Source organism: Yersinia intermedia, assembly GCF_900635455.1.
In the GTDB taxonomy this organism is placed as follows: Bacteria; Pseudomonadota; Gammaproteobacteria; order Enterobacterales; family Enterobacteriaceae; genus Yersinia; species Yersinia intermedia.
Map to the genome: position 1 here is coordinate 618647 of NZ_LR134116.1, position 14099 is coordinate 632745.

Genomic DNA, 14099 nt, shown 5'->3' on the forward strand with positions numbered 1-14099 from the left:
TTTGTGTAAAATAGCGAAGTCTGTGTAAAACAGGCAAATCGCCGCGAAAGAGGCATAATGCCCGTAATCTCGCAACATACCGGTGTGAATGAAATTATGACCGTTGAAATAGAATTAAAGTTTATTGCTACTCCTGCGGCCATTGCCGCGTTGCCCGAGCGGCTTACATCCTGGCAAAACCAGCATTCTGCGCCGCAGACGTTGACCAATATCTATTTTGAAACTGCCGATAAGCGGCTGCGCCAGCATGATATTGGCTTACGCATTCGTGGTTATGATGGCCGTTACGAAATGACGGTTAAGACCGGCGGTAAAGTGGTCGGTGGTTTGCATCAACGCCCTGAATACAACGTCGATATTGATAGTGACCAATTAGATTTGGCGCGTTTCCCTGCCGATATCTGGCCGGAAGGTTGGGCGATTGAGACATTACAAGCAGAACTGCAGCCGCTATTCCGCACGGATTTCACTCGAGAGAAGTGGGTAATTACTTACGGTGAGAGCGAGATAGAGCTTGCTGTTGATCAAGGCACTATCAGTGCAGGTGAGCTGTCGGAACCCTTGCACGAAATTGAGCTGGAACTGAAAAAAGGCAATCAGGCAGATTTACTGGCATTGGCGGCAGAACTGGCACAAATTGGCGGTTTACGGCAGGGCAATCTGAGTAAAGCAGCCCGTGGCTATCATTTAGCGCAAGGTAATCCACCGCGTGAGTTGCGCCCGTTACTGGTCTTGCAGCCAGCGGCGAAATCCACCGTTGAGCAAGGCATGGTGGCAGGGCTTGAGATGGCGTTGGATCATTGGCAATACCACGAAGAGCTGTGGTTAGGTGGCGAACCGGCCGCCAAAGCAATGGTTATTGAGGCATTGGCGATGGTGCGGCAGTCATTAGCTATTTTCGGTGGCTTGGTACCGCGCAAGGCCAGTACTGAATTGCGTGCTGGGCTACTGGCACTTGAACCGCAGTTAGAACCGAAGAATGTCGATGCTGAGCAGCTTTGCTATAGCACTGATTACCTAAAATGTAAGTTAGCGCTCACATCTTGGCTAGTGACCTCCGGCTGGCGGCCATTTATGGATGCCAAAGCACAAGCCAAGTTTGAGGGTTCATTTAAACGTTTCTGCGACATCATGTTGAGCCGCAGTGCCGCTGATCTGAAAGACGCTTTTGGTCACCATCTGGATGACGATGGTTATTTGGCGCAACTTCCGCGTTTAAACCGGCAGATCATGTCTTTCCAATTGCTTTCCGGCTTCTATCCGCAGAGTGAATGGTTGCCGTATATCGATGGCTGGTTTGGTTTGCAGCAAGAGATTATGTACCGTCAGGGCCACTGGCGTGATACCGCCCGTAAGGAAGCACTCGCGCAGGCAGCCTTTTGGCTGAACGGTGCTGCAAGTTAATAGATAGCTGCTTGAGGAATGAATGCTTTATGTTGCCACTCTCTTCGGAATTACAGCTTCAGGCGCAGAATATACAACAGCGCTTTTATGAGTTACCGGCTCCGCCAGATTTACACGAAGAAGATATCCCTGTACTGGCGTTGAGTGATTTTGTCAGTGATATGTTACTGATTCACCCTGAGTGGCTGGAAGAGTTGCATCAGCAACCCCCGCAACCGCAGGAGTGGCAATTTTATCCACAATGGTTAAATCTGGCGTTGGCCGAGGTACAGGACGAAGCAGCATTATTAGCCGCATTGCGGCTGTTTCGCCGCCGGATAATGGTGCGCATTGCCTGGTCACAAACACGGCAAACCAGTGCGACTACCGATACCTTGCAACAACTGAGTGGGTTGGCTGAAAGCCTGATTCTGGCGGCGCGCGATTGGTTGTATCAGGCTTGTTGTCGTGAGTTCGGTACACCATCTAATGCCGAGGGTGTCCCGCAGCCGTTGCTGATTTTGGGCATGGGCAAATTAGGCGGCGGTGAACTGAATTTTTCCTCTGATATCGATCTGATTTTTGCCTACCCAGAAAACGGCCAGACCCAGGGTGGGCGTCGCCAGTTGGATAATGCCCAGTTCTTCACCCGCTTGGGCCAACGGCTGATTAAAGCGTTGGATCAGCAAACCATTGATGGCTTTGTCTATCGGGTGGATATGCGTCTACGCCCGTTTGGTGACAGTGGCCCGCTGGTACTGAGTTTTGCCGCACTGGAAGATTATTACCAAGAGCAGGGCCGTGACTGGGAACGCTATGCAATGGTTAAGGCACGTCTGATGGGCGGAGCTGAAGACCATTACAGTAAGGAGCTGCGCCAGATGCTGCGGCCCTTCGTCTTCCGCCGCTATATTGATTTCAGCGTGATCCAATCGCTACGTAACATGAAAGGGATGATTGCCCGTGAGGTCCGGCGGCGTGGCCTGAAAGACAACATTAAGCTGGGTGCCGGTGGTATTCGTGAAATCGAATTTATCACGCAAGTATTTCAGCTTATTCGTGGTGGCCGTGAACCGCGCTTGCAAGAGCGGGCTTTACTACCGACGTTGCAGGCAGTCGCCGAGCTGGGTTTATTACCACCACAACAAGTGAGTGATCTCAGTAGCAGTTATCTGTTTTTGCGCCGTTTGGAAAATCTGCTGCAAGCTATTGCTGATGAACAAACCCAAACGTTACCCAGTGATGCGCTGAATCAGGCCCGATTAGCTTGGGGCATGGGGTATACCGACTGGGCGGCAATGAGTGTGGCACTGGAATACCATATGCAGGCTGTGCGTTTGGTATTTAATGATCTGATCGGCGATGATACCCCCGATATCGGTGAAGATCCCCGCCATGGTTTATATAAAAGCTTATGGCAGGATGCGCTGGAAGAGCGTGATTTAGCCCCTCTCACACCGCATTTAGACGAATCAGCCTGCCGGCAGTTGTTGACGACGATTAATCATTTCCGCCATGACGTTGATAAACGGACCATTGGGCCTCGGGGCCGTGAGGTGCTGGATCAACTGATGCCGCGCTTGTTCTCCGAGGTTTGCTCGCGCCCCGACGCCAATGTCGCCCTCAGCCGCTTGATTCAGTTGCTGCTGAGCATCGTTACTCGCACCACTTACCTCGAATTACTGGTGGAATACCATGCGGCATTGAAACATGTTATTCGCTTGTGTTCAGCCTCGCCGATGGTGGCCAGCCAATTGGCCCGCTACCCGCTGTTATTGGATGAGTTGCTCGATCCGCAATCGTTCTATCAGCCCTTGGAACCCGGTGCTTATCGTGATGAATTGCGCCAATACTTATTGCGGGTGCCAGAAGATGACGAGGAGCAGCAACTTGAGGCGTTGCGCCAATTTAAACAAGCCCAGCAATTGCGCATTGCCGCTGGTGATATCACCGAGGCGCTGCCAGTAATGAAAGTGAGCGATCACTTAACTTATCTGGCAGAAGCCATGATTGATGCGGTTATTCAGCAAGCCTGGGGGCAGATGGTGGCTCGCTATGGCCAGCCAAGCCATCTACAGCAGCGGGAAGGCCGTGGGTTCGCCGTGATTGGTTATGGCAAGTTAGGGGGCTGGGAGTTAGGTTATAGCTCAGATTTGGATCTGGTTTTCTTGCTCGATTGCCCGCTGGATGTGATGACTGATGGCGAGCGCAGCATAGACGGCCGTCAGTTCTACCTGCGTTTGGCCCAGCGCGTAATGCATTTGTTCAGCACTCGCACCTCGTCAGGCATTCTATATGAAGTGGATGCTCGCCTGCGGCCATCGGGTGAGGCGGGCATGCTGGTCAGCACCGTTGAAGCTTTTGCCGATTACCAACAGCATGAGGCTTGGACCTGGGAGCATCAGGCACTGGTTCGCGCGCGGATCGTTTACGGTGATCCTCAATTACATCAACAGTTTGATACTATCCGCCAGCAAATCCTGTGCCGTCATCGTGAAGATCCGCAATTGCAGCAGGAAGTGCGCGAAATGCGAGAGAAAATGCGCAACCATCTGGGCAGCAAACAGCGTGGCGTCTTCGATATTAAGGCAGATGAGGGGGGGATTACCGATATTGAGTTTATCGCGCAATATCTGGTGTTGCGCTATGCGGCCAACGAACCACGCTTGACCCGTTGGTCAGATAACGTGCGTATTTTTGAGTTGATGGCCAATTACGACATCATGGCACCGCAAGAGGCAGCGGCACTGACCCGTGCTTATGTCACCATGCGAGATGAGATTCATCATCTGGCATTGCAGGAGCTATCCAGTAAGGTTTCTGCTGACAGTTTTATCACCGAAAGAGAGCAGGTTGCTGCCAGTTGGCGGAAATGGCTGGTGACGTCAGATATTGTTGCCAGCGAATAAGATAAAATACAGCAGTGCCCGTGATTACTGGGTACGGCGGTTATTCATAGTATGCCAGGTGCCTGTGATATTATCCGGCACCACATATATTCGTCATACTTCAAGCTGCATGTGTGTTGGCCGCGCTCAATCACCCGAATCACTTACTGGTCTTGACCTTAAGAAATAAGTAAGCTCGTCGGGATTATGAGCCTCTATGAAGCTCACCCTATGGGCCAGCGCTTGCCGCCGTCCTGCAACTCGAATTATTTAGAGTATAACAAACACAAAATTGGAGCGAAGAGATGTGTGTTTTCGGGGTTAATAACAGCTCACTTTGGGGGGCTAACGTATGAAAGTCACGCTGCCTGATTTTCGCCGCGCCGGTGTATTAGTCGTTGGTGATGTCATGTTAGACCGTTATTGGTATGGACCAACCAGCCGGATCTCACCAGAAGCACCGGTGCCAGTTGTTAAAGTTGATACCATCGAAGAGCGCCCCGGTGGTGCTGCAAACGTGGCGATGAACATCGCATCCCTTGGCGCTATCTCTCGTTTAGTTGGGTTGACCGGCATCGACGATGCTGCGCGGGCGCTGACCAATAAGCTGAATGAAGTACAGGTGCGCTGCGACTTTGTTTCGGTGCCTACCCATCCAACGATTACCAAATTGCGGGTACTTTCCCGTAATCAACAGTTGATCCGTCTGGATTTTGAAGAAGGTTTTGACGGTGTTGATCCGCAACCTATCTTTGATCGCATCCAGCAGGCGCTGCCACAGATTGGCGCACTGGTGCTATCCGATTATGCCAAAGGTGCATTGAACAGTGTGCAGCTGATGATCCAACTGGCACGTAATGCGAAAGTTCCAGTACTTATCGATCCTAAAGGCAGCGATTTTGAGCGTTATCGCGGCGCAACACTGTTGACCCCTAACTTATCCGAATTTGAAGCCGTCGTCGGTCACTGTAAAAATGAAGAAGAGCTGGTCAGCCGTGGCATGAAGCTGGTGGCTGACTTTGAGCTTTCAGCTCTGTTGGTGACTCGCTCCGAACAAGGGATGACACTGTTGCAACCGGGGAAACCCCCATTACATCTACCCACTCAGGCGCAGGAAGTGTTCGATGTGACCGGTGCGGGTGATACGGTGATTGGGGTATTGGCTGCGGCACTGGCTGCGGGTAATACGCTTGAAGAGTCATGCTTCCTGGCTAATGCTGCCGCCGGTGTCGTTGTTGGTAAGTTAGGTACCTCAACGGTTTCACCGATTGAGCTGGAAAATGCCATTCGTGGTCGTGCGGAAACCGGTTTTGGGGTGATGGATGAGCAACAACTGAAAAAAGCCGTTGCGCAGGCCCGTCAGCGTGGTGAAAAAGTGGTCATGACCAATGGCATTTTTGACATTCTCCATGCGGGTCATGTCTCTTATTTGGCTAACGCCCGTAAGCTGGGTGACCGCCTGATTGTGGCAGTGAACAGCGATGCCTCTACCAAACGCTTGAAAGGCGAAAAACGGCCAGTTAACCCACTTGATCAGCGCATGATTGTATTAGGTGCGTTGGAAGCTGTGGATTGGGTGGTGCCGTTTGAAGAAGATACGCCGCAGCGCTTAATTGCCGATATTCTGCCGGATCTGCTGGTGAAAGGCGGTGATTATAAGCCGGATGAGATCGCAGGCAGTGCCGAGGTTTGGGCCGCAGGCGGCGAGGTTAAAGTACTGAATTTTGAGGATGGAGTTTCCACCACCAATATTATTCAGTCAATCAAGAATGGCCGAGGCTAAATGCCCTTCGGCCTTGAAGTTGCAGCCAGGCAGCAAACGAGATAATTCCGATGAGCTGACTTGAGTCAGTGATTCGGGTGAAAGAGAGCAGCTAACACCGCTGCAACTTCAATTAAGAAGGGGATATGGGTGGGTGGACTAAAACAGGAGTTGAGTCTGGCACAGGGAGTCGGGTTGCTGTCCACCTCACTGCTGGGAACGGGCGTTTTTGCGGTTCCAGCACTGGCGGCGATGCTGGCCGGAGACGACAGTCTATGGGCCTGGCCGGTATTAATTGTACTGGTTTTTCCGATTGCTATCGCGTTTGCTGCTCTAGGCCGCGATTTCCCTAGTGCCGCAGGGGCTGCCCACTTCGTGACGATGGCCTTTGGCCCGAAACTGGGTAATGTCACTGGCTGGCTATTCTTGTCTGTTATTCCCGTTGGTTTACCCGCCGCCTTGCAAATTGCTGCCGGTTTTTGGCAGGCGACATTCGGCTGGAGCGATACTGGGTTGCTGATGGTGCAACTGGTCACTTTGCTGGTTATTTGGTTGCTTGGCACGCGCAGTGCCGGTTCCAGCGCCAATGTGCAAACATTGATAGCATTACTGGTCATTGCGCTGGTGGTGGCTATTTGGTGGCAGGGTGAGATTCATCCATCACAGATACCTTGGCCAAAACTACAAGATATTTCTCCACCGAATATGTTCAACGCGTTGGCCGTAATGTTCTGGTGTTTTGTCGGCTTAGAAGCCTTTGCACACTTGGCGACAGAATTCCGCCATCCCGAACGTGATTTCCCACGCGCACTGATCGTTGGCTTACTCGTTGCTGGTGCAGTGTATTGGGGCTGTACCGTGGCGGTGTTGCATTTCCATGCTTATGGCGAACAACAGGCGGCTGCGGCGTCGTTGCCGGGCATTGTAGTGCAACTTTTTGGTCAGCATGCGCTGTGGATAGCGTGCATTATTGGCTATCTGGCCTGTTTTGCCAGTGTCAATATCTATACCCAGAGTTTTGCCCGCATGGTGTGGTCGCAGGCGCAGGTTCGGCCTGAAAGCAAACTTGCGCAGCTTTCTGCCGGGCAAACGCCGGTTAATGCACTTACTGCCGTGGTGGGGAGTTGCCTGGTATTTGCGTTACTGATTTATTGGCTATCGCTGCCACTGGACCTGCTGATTGTTTATGCCAATGGCATTTTTGTGCTGATTTATTTGTTATGTATGCTGGCGGGGATTCGCTTATTGAGCGGGCGCTCGCGGGTGATGTCGGTGATTGGCGGTATTCTGTGCTGTGTATTGCTGGTAATGATAGGTTGGAAAAGTTTATATGCTTTGCTGATGTTTTTCCTCTTGTGGATGCTTCTTTCCAGAATGCGGCCAGCGGCAATATCCTCGTAAACTCAGGGCGCGATATCGAACTGCGCCCTGATCATCACGAATGACATGCTACCAAGCGCTATTCGCCGGTTTTGTCATTACCGTTGTTATCATCAATAACGGCTGGAACAGTACTGAATTTGGCTTCCAGCTCTGTCACGCGTTGTTCCAATAGCGCCAGTTTCTCTCTGGTGCGCAGCAACACTTGAGTCTGCACGTCGAACTCTTCACGATTAACCAAATCCAGTCGTGTTAATTGCGATTGCAGCACCAGACGGATTTTCTTTTCGACGTCGTCCCCGAATTCGCGAATTCCTTTCGGCATAGACTCATGCACCTGGCGGGCGATTTGTTCAATTTTTTTCGGGTCAATCATGATATTTCCCTAATGAGATGTGGATTACTGCTTATTAGTGTAATGCCTCACGTTGATTGTATAAACCTCCAAACATCTACATTTTGGTAATTGCCCAGACGAATCAATAGCGCTATAGTTGTAGGGCTTATTCTCAGGGCGGGGTGCAAGTCCCCACCGGCGGTAAATTGTGTTGCGGCATATCTGTGTCGTGGTGCAAAAGCCCGCGAGCGCTCACGTTGTTTCTCTTGTTAAAAAGGGAGCAAGGTAGAGGTCAGCAGACCCGGTGTGATTCCGGGGCCGACGGTTATAGTCCGGATGGGAGAGAGTAACGGTATCTGCCGAGCTTATAGCTCGCTTGCGTTATTTCGGCTATTTCTATTTATATATGAAGCAGTGCTATATATGAAAGAGAGGCCTTTTACTCCTCAAGACCGCCCTGATTCTGGTAATCCATAATTTTAATGAGGTTTCTTACCATGAATCAGACCCTTCTATCAGATTTTGGCACGCCTGTTGAGCGTGTAGAACGTGCTGTCGACGCATTGCGTAATGGCCGTGGTGTTATGGTGTTGGACGACGAAAGTCGGGAAAACGAAGGTGATATCGTCTTTGCGGCCGAAGCAATGACTGTTGAGCAAATGGCACTGACCATCCGCCACGGTAGTGGCATTGTGTGTCTGTGTATCACTGAAGAACGCCGCCAGCAGCTTGATTTGCCGATGATGGTGGCCAATAACTCCAGCCAGTTCCAGACGGCATTTACCGTGACAATTGAAGCCGCTAAAGGTGTGACGACCGGCGTTTCTGCGGCGGACCGTTTGACGACTATTCGCGCGGCTATTACTGACAACGCTAAACCTGCGGATCTTAACCGTCCAGGCCATGTATTCCCACTGCGTGGTCAAGTAGGCGGCGTATTATCGCGTCGTGGTCATACCGAAGCCTCTATCGATCTGGCAACATTGGCAGGCTACAAGCCAGCAGGTGTGTTGTGTGAACTGACTAATGACGATGGCAGCATGGCCCATGCACCAGAGGTTATTGAGTTCGCTAAATTGCATGATATGCCGGTAGTGACAATTGATGACTTGTCTGATTACCTCCAGTCTCAGGCAAGAAAAGCCAGCTAATAGGATGGCGATATCAACGGATATTGTCTGTTGATAACGTGATTTGAACACCGGGCTGCCTTTATTTTCCTGAATAAAGTGTGGCCCGGTTATTGCCGATAACGCCATGATCCCTGCGCGACGCCTTCTCTGATTTCCCCATTCAAATTTATTGAATATCTTCATCACTGTTATCTGGCTGTGTAATGAAAAAAAAGCGCGTAATGTATTTCTTATAGTTTTAAACGCCATTTTTTCTTTTAACAGTAAGGATTTCTTATGAACACCTCTCGTATGCCTGCACTGTTTCTCGGCCACGGTAGCCCGATGAACGTGCTGGAAGAAAATAGTCACACTCAAGCATGGCGTACGTTGGGTGAGATTTTACCGCGTCCTAAGGCGATTCTGGCCGTCTCCGCCCACTGGTATACCCGTGGTACCGCGGTCACCGCAATGGAGCAACCCCGGACTATCCACGATTTTGGTGGCTTCCCTCAGGCGTTATTTGATACCGAATATCCAGCGCCGGGTTCACCGGAACTGGCGGCACAAGTTCAGCAATTACTGGCGCCTATTGCTGTGCGGGCTGATACCAGTGAATGGGGGCTGGACCACGGTAGCTGGGGGGTATTGATTAAAATGTACCCTGAAGCTGATATTCCGGTGGTGCAATTGAGTATTGATGGTACCCAACCCGCGGCTTATCACTATGAGTTAGGTTGCAAGCTGGCGGTGCTGCGTGAGCAGGGTGTGATGATTGTCGCCAGTGGTAACGTCGTGCATAACTTGCGTATGGTCAGATGGCAGGGTGATAGCAGTCCGTATCCTTGGGCTGAATCTTTCAATCAATTTGTACGAGATAACCTTAACTATCAGGGCGATAACCATCCTTTAGTGAACTTTATGCAACATGAAGGGGCCGCGCTATCTAATCCGTCGCCAGAGCATTATCTGCCACTTTTGTATGTGCTGGGGAGCTGGGATGGCGTTGAGCCGATTTCGATTCCTACTGATGGGATAGAGATGGGGTCGCTCAGTATGTTGTCGGTAAGAATTGGATAGTTCGACGTTATAAAAGAAAGGTTTGAACTGATAAAGTCAGCGAGCCAGCGGGTGACCACTCCTACGGGCGTTCAGGCGGTTTACACACTTGTATTTGAAACTAAAAGTAGCCCCAACGGAGTGTTTCCCCTTCATTTGATCTTGTCAGCAGTCTGAGGGAAAGCCAGTGCTTTCCCTTAAATTATGCGCAGCCTTAGCCCAAAATAATATGCGGGTAAAAACGCGACAGATCTTGGGTAATCAGTTCTCTGTCTTCACGCAAACCAATGCCACAGGGTTGATCATTCACCAGCCAGCTACCTATCAGGGTATAGCTGTCGCCGAACTTAGGCAGCGGATGGAATTGCTGCACAATCATGCCTTCTTCCCCGTATGGCCCGTCAACTCGGGCAACTTCTTTACCGTTTTCCACTATCTGGATATTGGCACCTTCCCGTGAGAACAGCGGCTTGGTGACATAATGGTCCATCTTCGGATGGTCATCTTCGGCAAAGTAAGCAGGCAACAGGTTAGGGTGATTTGGGAACATCTCCCACAGCAGCGGCAATAAGGCTTTATTAGAGATTATGCTCTTCCACGCAGGTTCCAGCCAGCGCACGCCAGCATCTTCCAACTTGGTTGAGAACATTTCACGGAACATAAACTCCCACGGATAGAGTTTGAATAAATTACTGATAACCTGATTATCCAGATCAGTAAATTGCCCTTTCTCCCCTAAGCCGATCTCTTCCATAAACATGAATTCAGTCGGTAGACCCGCTTCCAGCGCACAATCTTGCAAATATTGCACTGTGCCACGATCTTCTTCGCTGTCCTGACAACAGGCCAGATGCAGTAAGCTAAAACCATGGTTATCACGCAGATCGACAAAGCGCTCAATCAACTTCTCTTGCATGCTGTTGTATTGATCAGAATCCTGACTCAAATTGCCTGCGTTGATCTGATCTTCCAACCATAACCATTGGAAAAAGGCGGCTTCATACAATGACGTTGGGGTATCCGCATTATTTTCCAGCAGTTTTGCTGGATTTATGCCGTCATACGCCAGATCAAGGCGGGAATAGAGCGATGGCTGTTGAATTCGCCATGAGCTACGAACAAAATCCCAGCAGTGTTTTGGAATGCGGAATTTTGCCATCAGTTGATCGCTATTTACTACTTTCTCAACCACTTGCAGACACATCTGATGCAATTCTGCGGTAGTTTCTTCCAGCTCTTCAATCTGTGCCAGTGTGAATTCGTAATACGCATCCTCACACCAGTACGGCTCGCCATACATGGTGTGGAAGCGGAAACCGAATTCGGTGGCTTTCTCACGCCAGTCTGGGCGTTCGCTAATCGCTAAACGTTTCATTAATCAGACCTTAACCACCCATGCTGCGTGTACTGGTTTTAGATGATGTCGCGGCACTACGTTGCATAGAAGACTGCTTAGCCACGGACTCACCAAAGCCACCACGAGTGATGGTGTTGGTTACCGCAGGTTTAGGTGCCATGGCGGTTCTTGGTACGTTCATGGTGCGGCCAGTGGTGGCTGAACCAAAGTTTTTGCCTGTCGCATCAACAAACTTGCCATTCGCAGGGCTATTGGGTGCTTTCGACGTAAATAACGGCTGACTTGCGCCACCGCCCATCATTCGGCCCATCATATAACCAGCCATTAATGGCATCCACATACTGCCGCTTTGCTGTGGTGCGGCTGCTGTGGTTTCGCCAGAAGATGATGAAGATGTTGGTACCATGCCAGCTTGGGCTGGAGCCTGAGTACACTGAGATTCACCAAATTCTGCCACACAGTCTTCACGGGTCGCATATTTTGGTGCAGTTTTAGCCGCTTCTTGTAATGCCGTGTTGTAAGCGGTGGTGCATTCTGCGCTCTTGGACGGATTCGCCTGAGAGCAATCATCAGCATTTTGATACAAAGAGACGGTTTCATCGGTTTTTTCACAGCCAGCTAGCATAAATACAGCACTGACAGCTAACGCTACTGGCGCAAGACGGTAACTGCGCCAGGATTTACGGAAAGTCTCTTGATTGATGTTTTGAGTCCGTTTCATCATTATTTGTCTCATTTCCGGGCTTTTGTGCCCTTTCCCAGTATGTACCCTCTAGAATAGGGGAAACATGTATGAAATTAAAGCGTGGGGGCTTGCCAACGGCAGACTTTACAAAGTTATACGAAATGCTGCGGGTAGCTTCGCTTTTTTCATTGGCAAAAAGTGCTTGGTAGCGAAGACGTAGGGGGAATAAGAACCGGGCACAGCCTGATGCTGCGCCCGGAGAGTCCGAACCTGTAAAATCAGTTACGGAATGGATTGCCGCTACGTGCCGCTGCGGGTGCTGTGGTAGCCGGTTGGCTTACAGAAGTAGCACGCGGTGCTGATTGAGCACTTTCACCATTAGCATAAGCATTCTGGTTGGCATTATCCGGTGCAAGGCTGGCGGCTGACGTTGGCACAGGCTTGTCCAATACGCCATTCAGTTGCATCAGATCGTCCATATTCAATGTACCCAACGCGGATTGGATGTTTAACTGATTAATCAGATAGTTATAACGCGCGTCGGCTAATTGCTGTTTGGATTGATACAAGTTAGTCGTTGCAGTCAATACATCCAGAATGGTACGGGTACCTACTTGGTATCCGGCTTCCATGGCATCCAATGAACTTTGGTTGGAGATGACCACCTGCTCATAGGCCTTGATACTGCTGATGGAGGCTGAAATATTATTGAATGAGGAGCGGACAGTTTGCACCACACTACGGTGCGCACTTTCTAACTGCTCACTGGCACCGACAAAATTGTACTGTGCTTGTTTCACCGCAGAATTGGTGGCTCCGCCGCTATACAGTGGCAAACTCAGTTGCACACCAATTTGGTTCTGCCCCGCATCATTATTCACTTGCTGGCTAGTTGGTGACCCACCGCTGTAACGCGTATTGGTTACAGAAGATGAGGCGGTCAAATCGATCGTCGGCATATAACCGGTTTCTGCTGACTTAATTTGTTCACGAGCCAAATCTTGACTCAAACGGGCAGAAAGCAAAGAAAGGTTACGTTTTTCAGCTTCTTTCAATAGGTTAGCAACTGCTTGTGGGCGATCAGTCTTCAAACGGCTCACATTCAGTGATGCCAATTCTGGGTAATAAACGCCGGTGATCTGGCGCAGGTTTTCCAACGCATTATCCAGATTGTTACGGGCAGTCACTTCTGATGCTAACACCGTATCGTAGCTGGCACGGGCGTTCTGCACATCGGTAATGGCGACTAAACCTACATTAAACCGCTGGGTCGTTTGGTCCAACTGGCGATAGACCGATTGTTTCTGTGCTTCGGTGTAAGACAGGCTATCAATCGCTCTGAGTACGTTGAAATAGGCTGTTGCCGTGTTCAGAATCAGTGCCTGTTCATTGGTCTGGAATGTGACATCCTGAATACCCGCAGCCTTTTCCTGTAAGGTCAGGGCGCGCCATTTAGACATATCAAAAATGGTTTGAGTCAGTTGCAGGGACCCTGATGTCGCGTTGCTGTCCGGGTTGTCTGATGCATCACGGAAACCATTGGTATGGGTGTAACCCGCCCCCAAACCGAGCTGTGGTAACAGCGGGCTGCGAGCTTGATTAATCTTTTCATATGCAGCATCGCGGTCAGCCGCCGATTTGCGTAAATCCGGGTTACTATCCCTGGCTTGCTTATAAACTTGCAGCAAGTTCTCTGCCTGGCTCATGGTACTGAAACCAGCCAGACTCAGCCCGATAAGAAGGGGGAGCAGTTTCTTCATTTGCAGTCCTTGTTGTGCAGCAGTTGTGCGGCAATTTTACTATGGTAGCTGTCGATAGACGATATTGTTGCCGATTCTATCAGAGTCTGCCAATGGGATAAGGTGGCTGATTGTGCCATCTCGCCTTAATTTACTTAAATCTATCACAAAGCTAAATGAGTATTCAGACAACTACTCTGTATCGGGCTATCTTTGTCAAATAATCTTTATCAAAATCATTTCTATCAGCTAACACTATGCCTGCTATTTTAAAATCCTGTATACCCGTCATACTGCAAGCTGCATGTGCGTTGGCTGCTTTCGTTAACCCCAGTCACTTACTTATGTAAGCTCATGGGGTTATGGGCCGCATAAGTGGCTCACCCTGCGGGCCAGC

At 50.2% G+C, this 14099-nt stretch carries 10 protein-coding genes and 1 riboswitch; of the genes, 6 read left to right on the forward strand and 4 right to left on the reverse strand.

Translation table 11 applies throughout. The features are described from left to right. The first annotated feature begins 96 nt into the window (after positions 1-96). The 4 genes from EL015_RS02840 (at position 97) to yjeH (ending at position 7434) form a co-directional block, all read left to right on the forward strand. On the forward strand, positions 97-1404 hold the full coding sequence (locus tag EL015_RS02840; protein ID WP_032906953.1) for a CYTH domain-containing protein: 1308 nt from the start codon (positions 97-99) through the stop codon (positions 1402-1404). Between the two features lie 29 nt (positions 1405-1433). Then, complete coding sequence (gene glnE, locus EL015_RS02845) at positions 1434-4292, forward strand: bifunctional [glutamate--ammonia ligase]-adenylyl-L-tyrosine phosphorylase/[glutamate--ammonia-ligase] adenylyltransferase (RefSeq protein WP_005188325.1); 2859 nt, start codon at positions 1434-1436, stop codon at positions 4290-4292. Positions 4293-4623: 331 nt separating this feature from the next. Then, on the forward strand, positions 4624-6054 hold the full coding sequence (gene hldE, locus EL015_RS02850) for a bifunctional D-glycero-beta-D-manno-heptose-7-phosphate kinase/D-glycero-beta-D-manno-heptose 1-phosphate adenylyltransferase HldE (RefSeq protein WP_005188323.1): 1431 nt from the start codon (positions 4624-4626) through the stop codon (positions 6052-6054). A gap of 129 nt (positions 6055-6183) precedes the next feature. Next, on the forward strand, positions 6184-7434 hold the full coding sequence (gene yjeH, locus EL015_RS02855; protein ID WP_005188320.1) for an L-methionine/branched-chain amino acid transporter: 1251 nt from the start codon (positions 6184-6186) through the stop codon (positions 7432-7434). A gap of 58 nt (positions 7435-7492) precedes the next feature. Here yjeH and ubiK read toward each other — a convergent pair whose 3' ends face one another. Continuing rightward, positions 7493-7789 carry a ubiquinone biosynthesis accessory factor UbiK gene (ubiK, locus tag EL015_RS02860; RefSeq protein WP_005188316.1) on the reverse strand — a complete coding sequence of 99 codons (297 nt, stop codon included), beginning with the start codon at positions 7787-7789 and terminating at the stop codon, positions 7493-7495. 125 nt (positions 7790-7914) lie between these two features. After that, positions 7915-8102, forward strand: a riboswitch (FMN riboswitch). A 145-nt stretch (positions 8103-8247) separates the two neighbouring features. On the opposite strand from ubiK, the gene ribB reads away from it, so the two are divergent. After that, positions 8248-8901 carry a 3,4-dihydroxy-2-butanone-4-phosphate synthase gene (gene ribB / locus EL015_RS02865; RefSeq protein WP_005188313.1) on the forward strand — a complete coding sequence of 218 codons (654 nt, stop codon included), beginning with the start codon at positions 8248-8250 and terminating at the stop codon, positions 8899-8901. Between the two features lie 258 nt (positions 8902-9159). Continuing rightward, positions 9160-9942 (forward strand): 4,5-DOPA-extradiol-dioxygenase, encoded by a 783-nt coding sequence (ygiD, locus tag EL015_RS02870; RefSeq protein ID WP_032906940.1) that lies wholly within the window; start codon positions 9160-9162, stop codon positions 9940-9942. Positions 9943-10135: 193 nt separating this feature from the next. Here the strand turns inward: ygiD and EL015_RS02875 are convergent, their stop codons facing one another. The 3 genes from EL015_RS02875 to tolC all read right to left on the reverse strand — a co-directional run bounded on the left by EL015_RS02875 (position 10136) and on the right by tolC (position 13723). Then, positions 10136-11296, reverse strand: coding sequence for a glutathionylspermidine synthase family protein (locus EL015_RS02875; RefSeq protein ID WP_005188311.1), 1161 nt, complete (start codon positions 11294-11296; stop codon positions 10136-10138). A gap of 10 nt (positions 11297-11306) precedes the next feature. Beyond that, positions 11307-11999: a DUF1190 family protein gene (locus tag EL015_RS02880; protein WP_032906952.1), complete on the reverse strand. Its 693-nt coding sequence runs from the start codon at positions 11997-11999 to the stop codon at positions 11307-11309. A gap of 242 nt (positions 12000-12241) precedes the next feature. After that, positions 12242-13723, reverse strand: coding sequence for an outer membrane channel protein TolC (tolC, locus tag EL015_RS02885; RefSeq protein WP_005188309.1), 1482 nt, complete (start codon positions 13721-13723; stop codon positions 12242-12244). Positions 13724-14099: the final 376 nt, after the last annotated feature.